Annotated in this window: 13 protein-coding genes; 6 read left to right on the forward strand and 7 right to left on the reverse strand. The window is 70.9% G+C overall.

Annotated elements, in window-relative coordinates; all coding sequences use genetic code 11:
• The first annotated feature begins 10 nt into the window (after nt 1-10).
• Nucleotides 11-736, forward strand: coding sequence for a helical backbone metal receptor (locus tag NZH93_RS47390; RefSeq protein ID WP_259629947.1), 726 nt, complete (start codon nt 11-13; stop codon nt 734-736).
• 23 nt (nt 737-759) lie between these two features.
• Here the strand turns inward: NZH93_RS47390 and panB are convergent, their stop codons facing one another.
• A complete protein-coding gene (gene panB, locus NZH93_RS47395) occupies nt 760-1,620 on the reverse strand; it encodes a 3-methyl-2-oxobutanoate hydroxymethyltransferase (protein WP_259629948.1) in 861 nt (286 codons plus the stop codon).
• A 137-nt stretch (nt 1,621-1,757) separates the two neighbouring features.
• On the opposite strand from panB, the gene NZH93_RS47400 reads away from it, so the two are divergent.
• On the forward strand, nt 1,758-2,129 hold the full coding sequence (locus NZH93_RS47400; protein ID WP_259629949.1) for a VOC family protein: 372 nt from the start codon (nt 1,758-1,760) through the stop codon (nt 2,127-2,129).
• Here NZH93_RS47400 and NZH93_RS47405 read toward each other — a convergent pair.
• Entirely contained in the window at nt 2,107-2,946 is an 840-nt protein-coding gene (locus tag NZH93_RS47405) for an alpha/beta fold hydrolase (RefSeq protein WP_259629950.1), read from the reverse strand. The two genes, NZH93_RS47400 and NZH93_RS47405, sit on opposite strands and share 23 nt — an antisense overlap.
• A 35-nt stretch (nt 2,947-2,981) precedes the next feature.
• Here NZH93_RS47405 and lysX point away from each other — a divergent pair, with 35 nt between their 5' ends.
• Nucleotides 2,982-6,293, forward strand: coding sequence for a bifunctional lysylphosphatidylglycerol synthetase/lysine--tRNA ligase LysX (lysX, locus tag NZH93_RS47410; RefSeq protein ID WP_259629951.1), 3,312 nt, complete (start codon nt 2,982-2,984; stop codon nt 6,291-6,293).
• Between the two features lie 49 nt (nt 6,294-6,342).
• On the opposite strand, the gene NZH93_RS47415 is transcribed toward lysX, so the two are convergent.
• Entirely contained in the window at nt 6,343-8,073 is a 1,731-nt protein-coding gene (locus NZH93_RS47415) for a hypothetical protein (protein WP_259629952.1), read from the reverse strand.
• 139 nt (nt 8,074-8,212) lie between these two features.
• Nucleotides 8,213-9,928: an NAD+ synthase gene (locus NZH93_RS47420; RefSeq protein WP_259629953.1), complete on the reverse strand. Its 1,716-nt coding sequence runs from the start codon at nt 9,926-9,928 to the stop codon at nt 8,213-8,215.
• 72 nt (nt 9,929-10,000) lie between these two features.
• On the opposite strand from NZH93_RS47420, the gene NZH93_RS47425 reads away from it, so the two are divergent.
• Entirely contained in the window at nt 10,001-11,572 is a 1,572-nt protein-coding gene (locus tag NZH93_RS47425; protein ID WP_259629954.1) for an alpha/beta hydrolase, read from the forward strand.
• A 108-nt stretch (nt 11,573-11,680) separates the two neighbouring features.
• On the opposite strand, the gene NZH93_RS47430 is transcribed toward NZH93_RS47425, so the two are convergent.
• The 3 genes from NZH93_RS47430 to NZH93_RS47440 are packed head-to-tail and all read right to left on the reverse strand — an operon-like array spanning nt 11,681 to nt 14,562.
• Nucleotides 11,681-12,400, reverse strand: a complete 720-nt coding sequence (locus NZH93_RS47430) for a DUF3800 domain-containing protein (protein WP_259629955.1) — start codon at nt 12,398-12,400, stop codon at nt 11,681-11,683.
• Nucleotides 12,401-12,409: 9 nt separating this feature from the next.
• Nucleotides 12,410-13,909, reverse strand: coding sequence for an MFS transporter (locus tag NZH93_RS47435; RefSeq protein ID WP_259629956.1), 1,500 nt, complete (start codon nt 13,907-13,909; stop codon nt 12,410-12,412).
• Complete coding sequence (locus NZH93_RS47440; protein WP_259629957.1) at nt 13,906-14,562, reverse strand: LppX_LprAFG lipoprotein; 657 nt, start codon at nt 14,560-14,562, stop codon at nt 13,906-13,908. The genes NZH93_RS47435 and NZH93_RS47440 overlap by 4 nt, the downstream gene beginning before the upstream one ends.
• Before the next feature lie 57 nt (nt 14,563-14,619).
• On the opposite strand from NZH93_RS47440, the gene NZH93_RS47445 reads away from it, so the two are divergent.
• Nucleotides 14,620-15,963: a glutamine synthetase family protein gene (locus NZH93_RS47445; protein ID WP_259629958.1), complete on the forward strand. Its 1,344-nt coding sequence runs from the start codon at nt 14,620-14,622 to the stop codon at nt 15,961-15,963.
• Between the two features lie 59 nt (nt 15,964-16,022).
• On the forward strand, nt 16,023-19,658 hold the full coding sequence (locus NZH93_RS51140) for an FkbM family methyltransferase (protein ID WP_259629959.1): 3,636 nt from the start codon (nt 16,023-16,025) through the stop codon (nt 19,656-19,658).
• Nucleotides 19,659-20,081 lie beyond the last annotated feature (423 nt).

Raw genomic sequence — 20,081 nt, forward strand, 5'->3', positions numbered from 1 at the left:
CCGACATCTGATGCTGCCCGTCGACGACCTCGGCGAGCCGGTCCCGATCCCGGACCGGCCCCGCCGGGTCGTCAGCCTGGTGCCGTCGCTGACGGAGTCGGTGCCCGTCTCGTCGCTGGTCGGCGTGACGGACTACTGCCCGGTCGAGGTGGCGCGCGTCGGCGGGTCGAAGTACCCGGATGTCGACCGGGTGCTCGCGCTGGCGCCGGACCTGGTGCTCGCGAACGTCGAGGAGAACCGGGCCGAGGACGTGGAGCGGTTGCGCGCCAACGGGATACCGGTGTGGGTGACGGCCGCGCCCGCGACCGTGCCGCTGGCCCTCGCGTCACTGCGCAGGCTGCTGGCGACGGCGTGGGACGAGGAGCCCGAGTGGCTCGTCGCGGCGGAGGAGACCTGGCGGCACGTCGAGCCGGTGTGGGCGACGGCGGTCGTCCCGGTGTGGCGGCGGCCGTGGGTCGTGCTCGGTCGGGACACGTTCGCGGGTGACGTGCTGCGGCGGCTGGGGGTCGAGAACGCCTACGCCGACCACGCCGAGCGGTACCCGCGGCCGTCGTTGGACGAGATCCGGGCCGCGGGCGCCGACCTGGTCGTGCTGCCGGACGAGCCGTACGCGTTCAGCGCCACCGACGGGCCGGAGGCGTTCCCCGACACGAGGTGCGTGCTCGTGTCGGGGCGCCACCTCACCTGGTACGGGCCGTCGCTGGTGGAGGCCCGTGCTGTTCTGCAACTCCGTTAAGGACGTCCTTAACGTCGTTCAGCTCAGTGGAACGTGTGCTCCGGGCCGGGGAACTGGTGGCCGCGGACCTCGGCGGCGAACGCCTGGGCGGCGCCGCTCATCAGGCCCGCCATGTCGGCGTAGCGCTTCACGAACTTGGGTGCCCTGCCGCGGCGCAGACCCATCATGTCCTGCCACACGAGCACCTGGGCGTCGGTGTCCGGACCGGCGCCGATGCCGACCGTGGGGATGCGCAGGTCGTGGGTGATCTGCTTCGCGACCTCGGAGGTCACCATCTCCAGCACCACCGCGAACGCGCCCGCCTCCTCGAGGGCCTTCGCGTCGGCGACCACGGAGTCGAACGACTCGCGGCGGCCCTGCACGCGGTAGCCGCCGAGCTGGTGCTCGCTCTGCGGGGTGAAGCCGATGTGCCCCATGACCGGGATGCCCGCGCGCACGATCGCCTGGACGTGCGGCGCGAAGTGCTTGCCGCCCTCCAGCTTGACCGCGTGGGCCTGGCCCTCCTTCATGAACCGGACCGCGGTGGCGACGGCCTGCTCGACCGACACTTGGTAGCTGCCGAACGGCAGGTCGGCGACGACGAGCGCCTTCTTCACCGACCTGGTTACGGCGCGGACCAGCGGGACCAGCTCGTCGACCGTCACCGGCAGCGAGTTCTCGTGGCCGTAGACGTTGTTCGAGGCCGAGTCGCCGACCAGCAGGACGGGGATGCCCGCCTCGTCGAACAGCTCGGCGGTGTACATGTCGTAGGCCGTGAGCATGGGCCACGGCTCACCCCGTTCCTTCATCTCGCGAAGGTGGGGGATGCGCACCCGCTTGGCGGGTGTCGCGGACTGCGCGGGGCCGTTTCCGTACGGCGCCGCTACTTCAGCCGCAGAGGTCATGGTGGACCGTCCTTCCCTCGACGCCCGCTTCGTTGCGGGTCCCCGGGTCTGTTTGCACGGTTACCCGTCCAGGGTGACACCAGAGGGCTCCTCGCGGCAGTGTGTGCGAGTAGCCTCACACCGCTCAGAGGAGTGTTATGGCCTGTCGCATCACGGAACTCGTCCTCGACTGCGCCGACCCGGAGAAGCTCGCCGACTTCTGGTGCGGCGTGCTCGGTTACCAGGTCCTCGACCGGGACCCGGAGGGCATCGAGATCGGGCGGGCCGACCAGGCCCCCGAGGACCGGATCACGTTGATCCTCAGCCGCTCCGACGATCCCAAGAAGCAGAAGCTCCGCCTGCACCTGGACGTCAACGCCACCGACCGCGACCAGTCCGCCGAGCTGGAACGGCTGCTCGCGCTGGGCGCGACGCGGATCGACATCGGCCAGTCGGCGGTGCGCTGGCACGTGCTGGCCGACCCGGAGGGGAACGAGTTCTGCCTGCTCAAACGGCGTGTGACGCCCTGAGGACGTCCCGGACCGCCATCACCACGGCGTCCGGCCGGTCGACCGGGATCATGTGCCTGCTGCCGGGCACCAGCACGTTGCGCCCCCACGGCACGAGCTTCGCGAGCGCCGTGTGCTCCGGCCACACCTTGCGGCCCGCGGTGAGCACCTGGAACGGCACCTCCGGTAGCGGGTGCTCGACCCGCAGCCGCTCCAGGTCCGCCACCTGGTCCGGGTAGGCGGCGAGTTCGGCGAGCACGGCCTTCGCCACGTGCGGTCGCCGGTAGACGGCCCTGACCAGGGCTTCCGGCGCCGGATCGCGCTTGGCGAGCGTCGAACCCTCGATCGCCCACCGCCGCACCAGGTGGCCGTGCCTGCGCACGAACGCCGCGCCCGCGCCGCGCGGCACGAGCTGGAGCAGCCAGTGCGCGACCAGCGCGGACAGGTCGAACGGCCGCCCGGCGCCGGGCGACTCGGGGTCGGGGTCGAGCAGCACGAGACCGGTCACCCGGTCCGGGCGCAGCCGGGCGAACGCTTCCACGTGCATGGTCGCCATCGAGTGGCCGACGAACACCGCCGCCCGCTCGTCGCCGAGCACCGCCTCCAGCACGGCGACCTCGCGGGCCAGCGTCGGATCCACCGAGGTCGGCGCGCTGTCGCCCGTTCCGGGTCGATCGAACACGATCACCCGCGCGGCACCGGCCAGCAGGGCTACCGTGGCAGTCCAGTCGAACCAGGCCCCGCCGAGTCCGGAGCTGAGCACGACCACCGGGCCGCCGCCGTTCCCGGCGGAGGTGACGTGCACCTCTCCGGCCTCGGTCATGATCGTGGTTCGCACCTGTTCAGGGTGACCTACGAACCTGTGGAGACGTTGTGCCCGTGCCGAAGTGGAAGTGGCGCATCGCCGGAACGGTCGCCACCGTCGTCCAACTCGCCGCACTGGGCTCCCTCGTCCTGCTGGTCATCCCCGACGACAGCGCGGTCGCCGGGCTGATCCGGCTGGCCGGGTACTGGCTCGGCCTGCCGGTCGACGCGAACCTCTTCATCGTCCTGGTCTTCGTCGTGCTGGGCGCCGCGTTGCGCAGGCGCAAGCGCGCCGCGTTGTGGACGCTGCTGGTGTTCGAGGCGCTGGGCCTGCTGCTGGTGTCCGCCGTGCTCGCGCTGTTCGCCCTGGACCCCGACTCCATGGTCGAGGAGGGCGTGACCTGGTCCGAGCTGGGCGGGTTCTTCGGCGGCGGGGTCGTCGCCTCGCTGGTGATCATCGGCTTCCTGTGGATCGCGCGGCCCGCGTTCCCGGCCCGGCTGGCGCCGGGGGCGTGGCTGCGGGCGATCGGTCGGTTCCTCGGCGGGATGGTCCTGTTCTGCCTGGTCGGGTTCGGTCTCACGGAGATCTTCCCCGGCAGCCTCGTCGACATGGGCGAGAAGTTCATCTGGGCCGCCAACCAGGTGACCGGCGAGGTGCTGCCGCTGCGGCGGCTCGACGTGGGCGAGGGCCCGCAGTGGCTGAGCATCGTGCTCGGCCTGTCCGGGACGCTGGTCGCGATCTACGCGATGTACTTCTTCTTCCGCGGCGAGCGGTCCAGCCGGTGGCTCGACGACACCGAGGAGTTGGGCGTGCGCAGGCTGCTGGCCGCGCACGGGGAACCGGACTCGCTGGGCTACTTCGCGACCCGTCGCGACAAGAGCGTGGTGTTCGCCGAGACCGGCCGCGCGGCGCTGACCTACCGGGTGCTCGGCGGCACGACGCTCGCCAGCGGCGACCCGATCGGCGACGAGGAGGCGTGGCCGCAGGCCGTGCAGGCGTGGCTGGCCGAGGCGCGCGAGTTCGGCTGGAGCCCCGGCGTGCTCGGGGCCAGCGAGCGCGGCGCGCGGGTGTACACCGAGGCCGGGCTCAAGGCGTTGGAGATCGGCGACGAGGCGGTGCTGGACGTCCGCGAGTTCACCCTGGCCGGTCCGGAGCGGCGGGCCGTGCGCCAGGCCGTGAGCCGGATCTCCCGCGCGGGCTACACGACGAGGGTGCGGCGGCACTCGGAGATCCCGGCGTTCGAGATGGGGTCGATCCTGTCGCTGGCCGAACGCTGGCGCGGCGCGGAGACCGAGCGCGGGTTCTCGATGGCGTTGGGGCGCCTGGGTGATCCGGCCGACGGCCGGTGCGTGATGGTCGAGGCCTACGACGCCGCCGGTGCCCTGCGCGGGCTGCTGTCGTTCGTGCCGTGGGGCCGTCGCGGTGTCTCGCTCGACCTCATGCGGCGCGACCGGATGGCCGAGAACGGGCTCAACGAGTACATGGTGGCCGAACTGGTCGAGGCCAGCGGACGCCTTGGCGTGCAACGGATCTCGTTGAACTTCGCGATGTTCCGGGCGGTGTTCGAGGAGGGCGAGAAGATCGGTGCCGGGCCCGTGCTGCGGTTGTGGCGCAAGGTGCTCGGCATCGCTTCCCGGTTCGCCCAGCTCGAATCGCTGTACCGGTCGAACGCGAAGTACGGGCCGGAGTGGATGCCCCGGTACCTGTGCTACTCGAAGGCCAGGAACCTGCCGCGGGTGAGCGTCGCGGCGGGGATCGCCGAGGGGTTCGTGCCCAGCTTGAGGTCGTTGCTCAAACGCGGCTCGGACCGGGTGCTCCAGGACGACGTGAACGACCCGGACGCCGTCCAGTTCGCCACCTACGTCGCGGAGATCGAGGCCGCGGCCTCGCAGGTCGTGCTCAAGCCCAGCCGCAGGCCCGAGCAGGTGCGGGTGCGGATCGCCAAGGTGGAGGCGCTGCGCGCGGCGGGCGTCGACCCGTACCCGGTCGGCTTCGCCCGCGACGGGCAGCTCTCCGGGGTCCGGGAGCGGTTCGGCGAGCTGGCGCCGGACAAGCACACCGGCGAACGGGTCACGGTCACCGGGCGGGTGGTCGCCGTCCGCGAGGTCGGCGGGCTGTGCTTCGCGCGGCTGCGGGACTTCAGCGGCGAACTCCAGGTGATGCTGGAGCGGGACCGGCTGGGCGACGCGGAACTCCGCTCGTGGAAGTCCACCGTGGACCTCGGTGACCACGTCGGCGTGCACGGCGAGGTGGTCACGTCCCGGCGCGGCGAGCTGTCCGTGCTGGTGGACGAGTGGACGATCACCGCGAAGTGCCTGCACCCGTTGCCGGACAAGCGGAAGGGCCTCGCGGACCCGGAGACCAGGGTGCGGCAGCGGTACCTCGACCTGATGGTGAACCAGGACTCCGCCCAGTTGCTGCGGATGCGCAGCGACGTCGTGCGGGGGATCCGGGAGTTCCTGCACGAGCGGTCGTACCTCGAGGTCGAGACGCCGATGCTCCAGGCCGTGCACGGCGGCGCCAACGCCCGGCCGTTCGTGACGCACATCAACGCCTACGACATGCGGATGTACCTGCGGATCGCGCCCGAGCTGTACCTGAAGCGGCTGTGCGTCGCCGGGGTGGACCGGGTGTTCGAGCTGAACCGGAACTTCCGCAACGAGGGCGCGGACGCCACGCACAACCCGGAGTTCACGATGCTGGAGGCGTACCAGGCGTACGCCGACTACACGACGATGCTGCACCTGGTGCGCGAACTGGTGCAGCACTGCGCCTTCGCCGCGCACGGCAAGCAGATCGCCGTCCGGCCGGACGGGTCGGAGTTCGACATCTCCGGGGACTGGCCGATCGTGCCCGTGCACACCGCCGTGTCGCGCGCGCTGGGCGAGGAGATCACCCCGGACACCCCGGCCGAGCACCTGCGGTCGCTGCTGGCGGCGCGCGGTGTCGCCGTGCCGGAGGACGCCGACCACGGGACGCTGCTCCAGGAGGCCTACGACGAGCTCGTCGAGGCCACCACGGTGGAACCGACGTTCTACACGGACTTCCCGACGTCGGTGTCGCCGCTGACCCGCCAGCACCGCGACGACCCCCGGCTCGCCGAGCGGTGGGACCTCGTCGCCTTCGGGGCCGAGATCGGCACCGCCTACTCGGAGCTGACCGACCCGCTGGAGCAGCGGCGGCGGTTGGAGGCGCAGTCGCTCAAGGCGGCCAGCGGCGACGTCGAGGCGATGGAGCTGGACGAGGACTTCCTCCGCGCCCTGGAGCACGGGATGCCGCCGACGGGCGGGCTCGGGATGGGCGTGGACCGGGTGCTGATGATGTTGACCGGCACCACGATCCGGCAGAGCGTCCTGTTCCCGTTCGTCCGCCCCCAGTAACGGCAGGCCGGGCCCGGCAACCCCACCGGTGCCGGGCACGGCCTCCGGTCTAGGGCGTCGGCGCGACGACGGGCTGGGCGGCGATCACGTCGCGCATCGGCTTCAGCACCGTCTGCTCGGCGTCGATCTGCATCATCACCGGCCGCGACGGCGCGGCGGGCACGGGCTCCGCGACCACCGACGGGGCGTCGAGCACCGGGAACTCGACGTCGACGGAGATCTCGTCGCCGCCGATCTCGCGGGTGATCCACGACCCGGTCTCCACCAGCACCTGCAACGTCTTGGTCTGCAACCCGTTGATCCGGCTCAGGTACCAGTCGTCGGCGGGCATGTGGCCCATGCGGCTGCCGAGGCGGTTCTTGATGGTGCGCATCCGCGACCACAGCTCGTTGGTCAGCGCCTGCCGATCCGTCGTGGTCGTCAGGCCGTCGCGGATCCGGGCCTCGATGCCGCGCGGCATCCCGTCGTCCTGCGGCATGACCATCGTGGTCCACGCGCGGGCCTTCTCGCGGTACTGGAGCTGCTGCATCAGGCCCTCGTGCGCGGAGAAGTCCGACGAGCGCAACTGCTTGCCCTGCCAGCGCGACCGCAGCGTGCCCGCCAGCGACAGCGCGCTCTTCACGCCGGTGTTGAGGCCGCGACCTGGCCAGAAGTGCAGCGAGTTCGCCGCGTCGCCGATCAGGAAGCCGAACGTCTTCGAGTTGAGCTGCGCGGTGAACCGGGAGTTCTGCGTCATGCTCAGCCGGAACATGGTGATGCCGAGGATGTCCTGCGGGCTCGCGCCGAAGAAGCGGGCGCCGTCGAGGATCCGCGGCCACAGGAACGACAGCCGGTCGATGGACGGCTTGAAGATGGCCCGGTGCCGGTCGCAGACGAACCGGTCGCCGCGCGGCAGCATCATGCAGCGGTAGCGGCTGATGCACTCGACCGGGCTGTTCTCGCCGATCGCGACGATCTCCGACGCCTCCTCGGCGGTCAGCCGCATGTTGATGAACCCGCCGCCCAGCGAGTTGAACAGGAACCGGTTCTGGCTCACCGTCAGCGGAACCGTGAACTCGTCGGGGAAGTTGCCCTTCACCCGGATCCCGAGCACGGTCTCCACGAGCTGCTCGCCGCCGACCGAGTAGAAGTTCCGGTCCGACGTGCCGAAGTGCTCCTTCAGCTTCTCGCGCGTCGGCGAGTTCGCGCCGTCGGCGATCACCAGGATCCGCGTGTCGCCCCACTCGGCGGGCGGCGTGTACGGCTCCGGCACCAGCTCGATGCCGTAGACGTCCTGCGCCATGTCCAGCAGGCAGTCCTCGATCCAGCGGATCTTGAGGTTGCGCGGGCGCCCGCGTTCACCGGGGGAGTCCGGGCCGAGCGGCCACATCTCCGCGAACCGGCCCTCGACGAACAGCTTCTTCTGCACCGCCTCGGGCAGCGTGGACCACACGTTGCTCTGCAACGTCACCACCTGCTCGCGCCGGTGGTTGCCCTCGGCCAGCCCCAGCCACAGCACCCGGTTGCCCTGCCTGCGCCACCGCCGGTCGAACACCCGCACCACGACCTGGTCACCCATCATCGCCCGCAACGTGCAGGCGAACGAGAGCCCGACCGGCCCACCACCGGCCACGTCGACCCGCAACGGCTCCTGCCCACTCGGCCTCGGTGCCAACTTCTTGAAGAGCCCGGTCGCCCAGTCGCCCGCGGGCACGCCGGACTGGCCGGGACCGTCACCCGGCGGCGTGGGCCGGATGAACTTCGTCGCAACTTCGGGGACAGCGCCACCAGTGCCGGTCATGACGGGATGGACCTCTTCGCAGTGATCGTCGGGATACCCCTACGACACGTACGGAGGGGCGATGTGGTTCAGAGCAGTTTCGACCACTTTGAAATACCTGCTGGGGCGGAAAACCTCGCCGACGTCGACGCGGTTCCGGTCAGCCCTCGCGCCAGCCGCTGGTGATCGGCAGCCTGCGGTCCCTGCCGAACGCCTTCTCGCTGATCTTCGTGCCCGGCGGGTACTGGCGGCGCTTGTACTCGGCCTTGTCGACCATCCGCAGCACGCGGTCGATCAGGTCGTGGTCGAACCCCGCGGCCAGCAGGTCGTGGTAGCCCTTGTCGCCGTCCACGTACTCGTCCAGCACGGAGTCGAGCAGCTCGTAGTCCGGCAGGGAGTCGCTGTCCACCTGGCCGGGCCGCAGTTCGGCCGACGGGGGCTTGGTGATCGAGTTCTCCGGGATGGGCGGCTGTTCGCCCAGCTTCTCCGCCTCGTCGTTGCGCCACCGGGCGAGGTCCCAGACGAGGGTCTTGAGGACGTCCTTGATGGGCGCGAAGCCGCCGACCGCGTCGCCGTAGATGGTCGAGTAGCCGACCGCCAGCTCGGTCTTGTTGCCGGTCGCCAGCACCAGGTGGCCGTGCTGGTTGGACAGGCCCATGAGCGTCACGCCGCGGCAGCGGGCCTGGACGTTCTCCTCCGCCAGCCCGGTCAGGCCGAGCTGGCCGACGAACGCCTCCACCATGCCCGCGATCGGCTGCTCGGTGTAGTGCACGCCGGTGCGCAGCGCCAGGTCGGCGGCGTCGGACTTCGAGTGGTCCGACGAGTACACCGACGGCATGGACACGGCGTGCACGGCCTTGGCGCCCAGTGCGTCCACGGCCAGCGCCGCGACCACCGCGGAGTCGATCCCGCCGGAGAGGCCGAACACGACGGAGTTGAAGCCGTTCTTCCGCACGTAGTCGCGCAGGCCCGTGACCAGCGCGTACCAGACCTCGGCCTCGTTCGACAGCGGCTCGGCCGTCTTCGGCACGGGCAGCGGCTCGTAGCCGGGGAGCGGCTCGTCGGACAGCGTCCGGCGGGTCACGGTGAAACCGCCGACGTCACCGTCCGCGCGGGCGGCGCCGCCGGGCAGGTCGAGGTCCAGGACGGTCAGGTGCTCCACGAACTGCGGGGTGCGGGTGATCAGCGAGCCGTCCGCGGCCACGACCATCGTGTCGCCGTCGAACACCAGCTCGTCCTGACCGCCCACCAGGTTCACGTAGGCGAGCGGCGCACCGGCCTCGGCGGCGCGGCGGGCCACCAGCGGCAGCCGCAGGTCGTCCTTGTTGCGCTCGTACGGGGACGCGTTCGGCGAGACCACGAGGTCCACGCCCGCCTGGCCGAGCGCGGCGATCGGGCCGCCGTCCTGCCAGAGGTCCTCGCAGATGACCAGGCCGACCTCCAGGCCGTGCAGCCGCACGACCTCCAGCCGGTCGCCGGGGGTGAAGTAGCGGCGCTCGTCGAAGACGCCGTAGTTCGGCAGGTGGTGCTTGTGCTGCGTCGCGACCACCCGGCCGCCGTGCAGCACCGCCGCGGCGTTGCGCTTGCCGTGCTCGTCGCGGTCCAGGTAGCCGACGAACGCGGCGACCTCGCCCAGACCGGCCTCGCCGAGCCTGACCGCGAGCCCTTCGAGGGCCTGCTTGGACGCGATGGCGAACGACTCCCGCAGCGCGAGGTCCTCGACCGGGTACCCGGTCAGCACCATCTCGGGGAAGACCACGAGGTGGGCTCCGGACTCGGCGGCCTTTCGGGTCCACTCGACGACGAGGTCGGCGTTACCGGCGAGGTCGCCGACAGTGGCGTTGACCTGGGCAAGGGCGAGGCGAAGCTGCGGCATGCACCCATCTTCTCCCACGCCGCCCGGCCTTGGCGCGCGTTGTGGCGGACGTGTCACACCTACGATCGGGTGGTGCGACGCCAACTGCTGCTGCTCCTCGCCCTCCCGGTCCTGGCCGCCTGCACGACGGTCATGCCCGGCAGAGCGACCCCCGGAACCGAGATAGAACAGCGGGGTCCGGCCGGTGTCGTCCCCGCCGGGCTGGAGAGGTTCTACGGGCAGGCGCTGGGCTGGGAGGACTGCACCCCGTACGCCACGACCGGCTCCACCAAGTCGGCGTTCAGCAACAAGTCGAACATCGAGTGCGCCCGCGTCGAGGTGCCCCTCGACTACGCGAAGCCGACCGACCGCACCATCAAGATCGGCCTCCTCCGCCAGCGCGCCACGTCGTCCGACCAGCGCATCGGCTCACTGCTGGTCAACCCCGGCGGCCCCGGCGGCTCCGGCATGGCCGCCGCCGCGTCGATGGCGAAGGACGTCGGCAGGTCCGACCTCGGCGCCCGCTTCGACTTCGTCGGCTTCGACCCGCGCGGCGTCGGCGCCAGCGAACCGAGCGTCCGGTGCCTCACCGACCCCGAACGCGACGCCGACCGCCTGGACCTGGACGTCGACACGTCCCCGGAGGGCATCGCCCAGACCGAGGCGGAGAACAAGGCGTACGCCGACAAGTGCGCCGAGCGCAACGGCCCCGAGTTCCTGGAGAACGTCGGCACCCGCGACGTCGTCCGCGACCTGGACGTGCTGCGCTCCGCGCTCGGCGACGCCAAGCTCTCGTTCATCGGCTACTCCTACGGCACCCGCATCGGCTCCGAGTACGCCGAGGCGTTCCCGGCGAACGTCCGCGCGCTGGTCCTCGACGGCGCCGTCGACCCGACCCAGAGCGAGGCGGACTCCCTGGTCGCCCAGGGCGCCGGTTTCCAGAAGGCGTTCACCGCGTTCAGCACGTGGTGCGCCGCCCGCAAGGACTGCGCGCTCGGCACCGACCCCGCGCAGGCCAACAAGGCGTTCCGCGACCTCACGCTGCCGCTGATCCAGAAGCCGATCGACGTCGAGGGCCGCAAGCTGTCGTACACGGACGCCATCACCGGCGCCATCCAGGCCATGTACTCGGAGCAGTTGTGGAGCCCCCTCAACGCGGGTTTGGCGGAGCTGAGGAACAACCGCGCCAGCACCCTCATGCTGCTGGCCGACACCTACTACGACCGCGACGAGCAGGGCAAGTACAGCTCCATCACGGACGCCTTCACCGCCATCAAGTGCGTCGACGACCCCCGCCAGACGGACAAGGCGGTACTTGCCGACATCGCCCGCAAGTACAAGGAAGCCGCCCCGTTCCTGGACGACGGCAACCCCCCGGCCGCCGCACTAGACCCGTGCGCCTACTGGCCGGTCCCCCCGACCGCCACCCCGCACACCCCGAAGGCCGACGGCGTCCCCCCGATCCTCGTGGTCAGCACCACCGGCGACCCCGCCACCCCGTACGAGGCGGGCGTGAACCTCGCGAAGGCGCTGGCGGGCGGCCTGGTCACGTTCCAGGGCAACCAGCACACCGTCTACCTCCAGGGCAACCGCTGCGTCGACACCGCGGGCACCGACTACCTGATCAACCTGAAGCTGCCACCCGCGGGGACGACGTGCTCATGACCACCCGATCGTGGTGCCACTGGAGCCGTCACTAGCTGCTACTGTGGACCTTGCAGCAGGAAACTGCCGTCCCGCCCTAGGCCCCGCATATGCGGGGCCTTTGTGCATCTAGGGGTACCAGCAGTACTGGTGTTCGATCCGCTTCTCGATTCGGCGCCACAGGGACTCGTTGACCGCGATGGCGCGTTTGTCCGTGTCCGGCGCGGTGCTTTCGATGCGGTTGTGCATGAAGACGACCAAGTCGACCGCCTGCACCAGTCGACTCGCCGACGACGGCGCGAAGTGCAGCGTGTCGACGATCCTCGTGATCACGCGACCTCGGTAGCCCCAGGTCCCTTGTTTCCGGTACCTCAGCAGGTCCGCCCGGTACTGGAGCTGATGGCCTTGTTGACCAGGCTCGTCAGCGATGACCAGCGCCAGTTCGCCAACGCGCTCGGCGTACTCGTCGACCCGCTCCAGGAGATGGGTGAGCACGACCGAGTGCGGGTCGGCGGCGATACCCCGGTACCGCTCGCACAGCTTCGGTGTGTCGACGCCACGGATGATGATGCGGACGTCGTGGTCCGCGATGGCCTGGAACGCGTCGCCGTAGACGTCGATCCTGGCGCGGACCTGGCGGGTGAGCGGTGTCCAGTCGCGTTTTCCCTGGAACAGGTCGTAGCCGTGGAGTTCGGCTTCGAGGGACAGGTCGGCGAAGGTGGCGGTCACTTGCTGGACGACGCTGTCCAGCGCCCGCGTCAGTGACAACGCCTCGTTCTCGGGGCACAGCAGGGCGGCGATGAAGTAGCTCTGCTTCGAGTACGACTCGTCCACATAGGTCAGTAGCACTGTGTAACGCTACCGAACGGACAGTGACCGATCTCTGCTGGGCATCAGCAACGACAACCCCGCCCCCACCGCGCACAGCACGGCCGTGATCAGGAAGATCTCGTGGTACTCCGTCAGCAGCGCGTCGGTCAGCCCTCGCTGGTACGCCGCCAGTTGCTGCTGGTACTCCTCCGGCGGCACCCCGAACGGCAGCGGTGTGTTCAGCGACGCCGTCAGTTCCCGGAACCGGTGCAGGCCCCACGCGGTGAGCGCGGCGACGCCGATCAGCATCCCCGTCATCCGCGCCACCACCACGGCGGCCGACGCGACCCCGTGCTGCTCCGCGGGCACGACGCGCAGCACCGCCGCCGACACCGGGGCGATCACCACGCCGAGCCCCAGCCCGGCCACGGCCAGGTCGCGGGTCAGGACGAGGGCCGAGACGTCCGCGGGCCACTGGGCGATCAGCACGTACCCGACGGCGGCCACGAGCAGTCCGCCGAACGACACCCACCGGTCCCCGAGCCGCGAGGCCAACCAGCCGCCCAGCACCGCCCCGACGGGCAGCGCCACCAGGAACCGCACCAGCAACGTCGCCGCGGACGCCGAATCCCGCCCGAGCAGCGTCTGCGCGAACAGCTCGACGTCCACCAGCGTCACCATCAGCGCCGCCCCGGCGAACAGCGAGACCCCGAGGCACGCCAGGAACGGGCCCATCCGCACCCCGGCCGGGTCCAGCAGTCGCACGGACGACCGCCGCTCCCACAGCACGAACCCCACCAGCACGAGGAGGGCCGCCCCGATCACCGGCAGTCCCCACGGCGGCAGCACGGCGTGCTCCGGGTCGGGGTTGTAGAGCCCGACGACGAGCAGCCCGAGCCCGAGTGCCAGCAGACCGCCGCCGACGAAGTCGATCCGCACGGCCGTGCGCCGACCCGCGGGCACGGTCCGCTGCACGATCACCATCGCGACCAGCGCCAGCGGCAGGTTCACCCAGAACACCCACCGCCAGCTCTGCGGCTCCATGGACTCGAAGAACGACCACGCGTTGAACAGCGAGGCGACCCCGACGCCGTACAGGGTCCCCAGCACGGACCCCAGTTCCTGCGCCGCGCCGACGACCCCCAGCGCGGTCGACCGGCGGGACGACTCCCACAGGTCGGCCACCAGCGCCATCGTCACGGGCAGCAGCGCGCCACCGGCGAGCCCCTGCACGACGCGCCCCGCGACCAGCAGCGGCAGGTCGTCGGCCAACGCCGTCACCACGGAACCGAGGGCGAACCCGGCCAGGCACGCGTGCAGCACGACCCGCCGCCCGAACCGGTCCGAGAGCTGCCCCAGCAGCGGCATCCCGGCCACGTACCCGAGCAGGTACCCGGTGACGACGGGCGTGGCCTGCTCCAGGTGGTTCACCGGGATGCCGAGGTCGCGCACCATGTCGATCAGGACGCCGACCACGACGTACGCGTCGAGCGCGCCCAGCAGTACGGCGGCGGCGCCCGCGCCGATCGCCAGCCTCCGACCGCTCACGCCGGCGGAGCGACTTCGACGAGCTTGTCGAGCTCGGACAGGGTGATTTCGACCGCGCCGCCGTCCAGTTCGAACCGGGCGGTCTGGAGCCGCAGGCTGGCCTTGTCCATGGTGAAGCGGGCCTTCACGTCCGAGGTGATGCCCGGCACGAGCGACGCGGCGACGTCCTTCGGCACGGTCCCGGAGACGACGTTCGTCTTGTCGTCGACGCTCTCGGTCTTCACGTCCTTGGCGCTGCGCAGCACCTCCGCGACGCCGCGCTTCGGGTCGAGGATCGCGGTGGGGTCGTACACCTGGCTCTTCAGCACGCCGGGCAGCTTCTGGAACCCGCCGGTCGGGCCCTTGATGTACAGGTCGCCCTTGGCGAGCACGAAGTCGACCTCCAGCAACTGGCCGAACTGGTCGGTCTTCGCCTTGCCCTTGGCGTCACCGCTGGCGTTCAGGTCGCCCTCGGCGCCCTGGACACCCAACTGGGGCAGCGAGCCGTCGACCTTGATGACGAAGTGGGTGCTCTTGACCTCGGCCATGGTCGCGGCGGACTTGGTGAGCACCTCCTTGCCGTCCGGGAGGGGCTCACCGGAGCCGGAGGAGCACGCCGCTAGCAGCGTGACGAGTGCGAGCAGGGGCGCCACCAGGGCACGACGTGCGGACATGGGTGGATCGTAGTGCCCCGCAACGCGCTCTTAACCGGCTTTACATAGGCTGCGCACATGGACCGCCAGCAGGAGTTCGTGCTCCGCACCCTAGAGGAACGCGACATCCGGTTCGTCCGGCTCTGGTTCACCGACGTCCTCGGCTTCCTCAAGTCCGTCGCGGTCGCCCCCGCGGAGCTCGAAGGCGCCTTCAGCGAGGGCATCGGCTTCGACGGTTCCGCGATCGAGGGCTTCGCGCGGGTCTTCGAGTCCGACATGGTCGCGAAGCCGGATCCGAGCACGTTCCAGGTGTTGCCGTGGCAGACGCCGGAGGGCACGAACTACTCGGCGCGGATGTTCTGCGACATCACGATGCCGGACGGGTCGCCCTCGTGGGCCGACCCGAGGCACGTGCTGCGCCGGACACTGTCGAAGGCCAGCGAGATGGGCTTCACCTGCTACGTCCACCCGGAGATCGAGTTCTTCCTGCTGAAGAGCCTCCCGGCGGACGGCAGCGTGCCCGAGCCCGCGGACAACGGCGGCTTCTTCGACCAGACCAGCCACGAGACCGCGACGCACTTCCGCCGCCACGCCATCGAGGCGCTGGAGGCCATGGGCATCTCGGTCGAGTTCAGCCACCACGAGGGCGCGCCCGGCCAGCAGGAGATCGACCTCCGCTACGCCGACGCGCTGACCATGGCGGACAACGTGATGACGTTCCGCTACCTGGTGAAGGAGGTCGCGATCACCCAGGGGGTGCGCGCCTCGTTCATGCCGAAGCCGTTCTCGGACCAGCCCGGTTCGGGGATGCACACGCACGTCAGCCTGTTCGAGGGCGACCGGAACGCGTTCTACGACGCCGAGGACCCGTACCAGCTCTCGGACACCGGCAAGGCGTTCGTCGCGGGCCTGCTCAGGCACGCCCGTGAGATCTCCGGCGTGACGAACCAGTGGGTGAACTCCTACAAGCGGCTCATCGTCGGTGGCGAGGCCCCGACGGCGGTCTGCTGGGGACACGCGAACCGCTCCGCGCTCGTGCGCGTGCCGATGTACTCGCCCGGCAAGTCCGCGTCGCGCCGGGTGGAGATCCGGTCGCTCGACTCGGCCTGCAACCCGTACCTGGCGTACTCGGTGATCCTGGCCGCGGGCCTCAAGGGCATCCAGGAGGGCTACGAGCTGCCGCCGCCCGCCGAGGACGACGTGTGGTCGCTCACCGACCGCGAGCGCCGGGCCGCCGGGTACGCGAACCTGCCGCAGAACCTGGGGGAGGCGCTGGCCGAGATGGAGAACTCGGAGCTGCTGCCCGAGGCGCTCGGCGAGCACGTCTACGACTTCTTCCTGCGCAACAAGCGGACCGAGTGGGACGCGTACCGGCGCAGCGTCACCCCGTACGAGCTGCGTTCCCTGTTGCCGGTCTTGTGAGCGAAAAACCCGTGTGGGTGGTCCACAGCGCACGCCCGGAAAAGCTAGGTTTGCACACCGTGACAGAAGTTCCGTCCGCAGGTGTCCTGATCGAGCCGGAGCCGGAGACCGCGCTCATCGCGTGCACGGTGGCGACAGCCGCCGAACTGCCCGCGGTGAAGGTGCTCTCCAGCTCCTTCCTGGCCAAGCACCCGGACGCGAAGTTCCTCGCGCTCGTGGTGGACGCCCCGGCGGCCAGCAGGGGGCCGGGGCTGATCACGCCCGCCGACCTGGGCGTCGAACCCGGTGAACTGGCCGAGCTGGCGACGGCGTGCACCGCCGACCAGCTCTGCGCCGTGCTGCGGCCCCGGCTGCTGGAGACGCTGCTCGCGTCGGGCCTGCCGGTGCTGTACCTCGACCCGTGGGTCCAGGTGCTGGACTCGGTCACCGAGCCGGTGCTGGCCGCGGTCAAGCGCGGGCCGCTGGTGCTCGTGCCGCGCGCGCTGCGGCCGCTGCCGGACGACGGCCTGCGCCCGGAGCCCGCCGAACTGCTGGAGACGGGCGTCTTCGACCCCGGCTTCCTCGTCGTGGCGCCGGGGGCCGAGCCGTTCCTGCACAACCTCGCGGCCCAGCTCCGGCGCACGCCGGACGCGACGAAAGCCGTCCTCGACACCGCTCCCGCGCTGGTCAACCACCACGTGCTGCGCGACTCCACCATCGGCCTGTCGGTGTGGAACGCCAACCACCGCGAGCTCTCGCGCGGCGAGGACGGCGTGATGACCATCCTCGGCACGCCGCTGCGGACGGTCCACTTCGCCGGGTTCGACCCGAAGCGCCCGTGGCTGCTGTCGGCGGGCTTCGCCGAACGGCCGCGCACCCTGCTGTCCGAGCACCCGCTGCTCGCCGACCTGTGCACGACCTACCGCGCGGAGCTGGTGACCCGCGGGTACACCGTGCAGCCCGTCCCGTACGGCTTCGGCGCGCTCGTCGACGGCACCCCGATCCCCGACGAGCTGCGCGTCGACTACCGCGAGGCGAGCCGCCGCAAGGCCCCGCCGCCCGCGTTCGGCGAGGACGGCGGCGCGGCGTTCCTGGCCTGGGCCGCCGAGCCCGTGCCCGACCTGCGCGGCAGCACCCGCTGGTCCGCCGCGGTCTGGCGGGCCGACGAAGCGCTGCGCAAGCAGTTCCCCGACCCGTTCGGCGTCCACGCCACGGCGTTCCGCGAGTGGTGCGCCGGGGTCGGCGTCGCGAGCGGGCGCCTGCCCGTGCCCGCCGTGCCAGGCCCGGCCGTGGTCGCCCCCGCCCTGCTCGACCAGCTCGGCGTGTCCGTGCTGGGGGAGGGCCCGGTGGCGGCGCTCGTCCTGGACCTCGCCCGAGCGTCCGGCCTGCCGACGTCCACGACCGCGGGCTACCCGGTGGTCGTGCGCGTGGGCAACGAGGAGAACGTGCCCGCGGACCGGTTCGTCGTGGACTACGGCATCGACGCCGGGGCGCACGAGGAGCGGCACACCGCCCAGGAGCTGTGGGTGCCGTCCGAGGCGACCCGCGCCGCCTCCGAGCGCATCGGCGGCCCGGTCGTGCGCGTCGTCCCGCTGCCCGTGCGCGACACCGGTGAACGCGAACCGCTCGACGCGGAAGGCCGCGACCTGGTCTTCGGCGCGTTCGCCGACCACGCCGTCGACCGCGCGGGCAACGTCCTGGGCGCCGTGTCGGCGTTCCTCGGCGCGTTCCCCGACCGCGGCGACGTGCGGCTGCTGATCTCCGTGACCGGCGCCGCCGAGCACCCGGAAGCCGCCGAACGCCTGCGCCTGGCCACCGCCGCCGACCCGCGGATCGTGCTGGTCGAGGACGAACCGCTCCCGGACACCGTCGACTGCCTCGTCACGCTGCACCGGGGCGGTGCCTGCGACCGGATCTCGCGGCACGTCGCCGAACTCGCGGTGCGCGGCGTCCCGGTGCTGCTCAGCGACCACGGCGCCGTGGCGGAGCTGTTCGACAAGGACTCCGCCGTGCTGGTCCCGTGCCACCAGGGCGGAGCCGAACCGGACGTCCAGGCCGCGTCCAAGCTGATCCGCAGCCTCGCCTCCGACCTGCCGACCGCCGTCGCCATCGGCGCGGCGGGCCGCGAGCACCTGCTGCACACCCGCTCGCTCGCCCGCGTCGGCGACCAGCTCCGCGAACGCGTCGAACACGCCTACCGCGGCTGGCGCGCACGCCGTTCCGCCGCGAACCCGGCCGCCGCGGTCGACCCGCTGCGCGCCCTGCACTCGGCGAAGCACGCGCTGCTGCGGCAGCCGGACACCACGTCCGCGAGCCGGATCCCGATGGCCCCCGCGCTGCGCAAGGTCGTGCTGCGCGTGCTCGACCACTACGACAACCACATGCGCGAAGTCCTGACGACCCTGGTCGACGGGGTCGAGCGGACCGCGAGCGAGCTGGTCCGCCGCCAGGAGGACATCAAGGCGGGCGTCGGCTTCGGCGAGCTGGAGGTCGTGCGCGCCGAGGTCGACCAGGTCTCCGAACGCCAGGCGCACCTCAACGACCAGCTCGTGGGCACCGACGACAGCGTCGTGCGGACGCGGGCGGACATGGCCGCCCAGACCAGGCGGCTGCGCGAGATCGAGGACGCCGTCGTGGGGGAGGCGACCAAGCGCGCGAAGCAGAACGAGGCGCTCGGCTCCCGGCTGGACAAGCTGACCCACGCGCTGGACCGCACACTGGACCGGATCGACGCGCTGGAGTCCAAGGTCGTGGAGGTGCTGCGCGACCGCGACCACCGGCTCGACGCCGGGGTCCGGGCCGCCAGCCAGGCCCAGTTGACCGCGGACGCGCTCCGCCGGGTCGTCGTCCGCGAGCACGAGCGGCACAGCGAGACCGAACCCGAGGTCCGCAGTTCGCTGGTGCTCACCGACGTTGGCCTGCTGCGGCTGCCCGCCGACGACGCGTTCATGCTGCCGCTGCTCTCCAGCAACGGGGTGTGGGAGCCGGAGCTGTCCGAGCTGATCGACTCCCTGGTCGAGCCGGACGGCATCTTCCTCGACGTCGGCGCGTACATCGGGTACCAGACCGTGCGCATGCTCAGCAGGCTCGGCACCAGCGGCGCGGTGGTCGCGGTCGAGCCGTCGGCCGGTGCGATGGAGCTGCTGAAGCACAACGTCGAGGTGAACCTGCCCGACCGCATCGGCGAACGGCTCCTCGTCGTCGAGGCGGCCGCCTGGGAGAGCGCGGGCCAGTTGCGCGGCGAACCGGCGCTGACCGGTGGCATCTCCGTCGAGCCGGTGGCCGAGGACGCGCCCGCCGAGGTGACGCGCGTGCGCGCCACCCGGTTGGACAAGGAGCTGGAGGAGATGCCCGAACTCCACGGCATGAGCCTCTCCGTCGTCCGGGTCGACGCGCCGGGGCGGGGGCACCGCGCTTTGGCGGGACTCGTCCGGCTGCTGCGCAAGGACCGGCCGCACGTGTTCCTGGAGTTCTCCGCGTCGGCGACGCAGGGATTCGGGGACGACCCGGTGACGGTGCTCAAGGAGTTCCGCATGTGGGGGTACGACCTGGTGCCCGTCGCGACCAGGCAGCCCGCGCTCCCCGAGCAGATCGTGTCGGCGATGGAAGGTCTCCGGTCGATCACGTTGTGGCTCCGGCCGCGGCCCGTTCAGGCCAAAGCACCGGGCCCGGAGGTCGCCGTACCCGTCCGGCAGGCCGCTGACCAGGCGATTTGACTTCTGTGCGCGCGGTGCGTAACTTTCTCCAAGTCGCACGAGCCACACCGGGTCGAGCGGGGGTTGACTCCGCGTTTCGAACCGAGTAGCGTCTGTGGCCGCCCCCGAACTACAACTTTCGAATCAGAATCGCTGTGCGCGAATTTGACGAGAGAGTGGCGGTTCGGATAGAACTTCCCAGAACTAAATGAACTCCAGTTCCTTGCTGGGCCGGTTTCCTCCAAGAGGCCGATTTGACAAGAGAAATGCGGTTCGGATAGCGTCTGGGTATACCAAAACTGAATGCGAAGCGAGTTTCTGCTGAGCGAAACGGTCCGAAACGGCCGATTTGACAAAGCGAAAACAGAGTTGCTAAGCTTCAGACACAAACGAAACACCGAATACAAACAAACGCCCCGGATCGGGTCGCTGAAAGCGACAAGA

It is taken from the genome of Umezawaea endophytica (genome assembly GCF_025061645.1).
GTDB classification, from domain to species: domain Bacteria; phylum Actinomycetota; class Actinomycetes; order Mycobacteriales; family Pseudonocardiaceae; genus Umezawaea; species Umezawaea endophytica.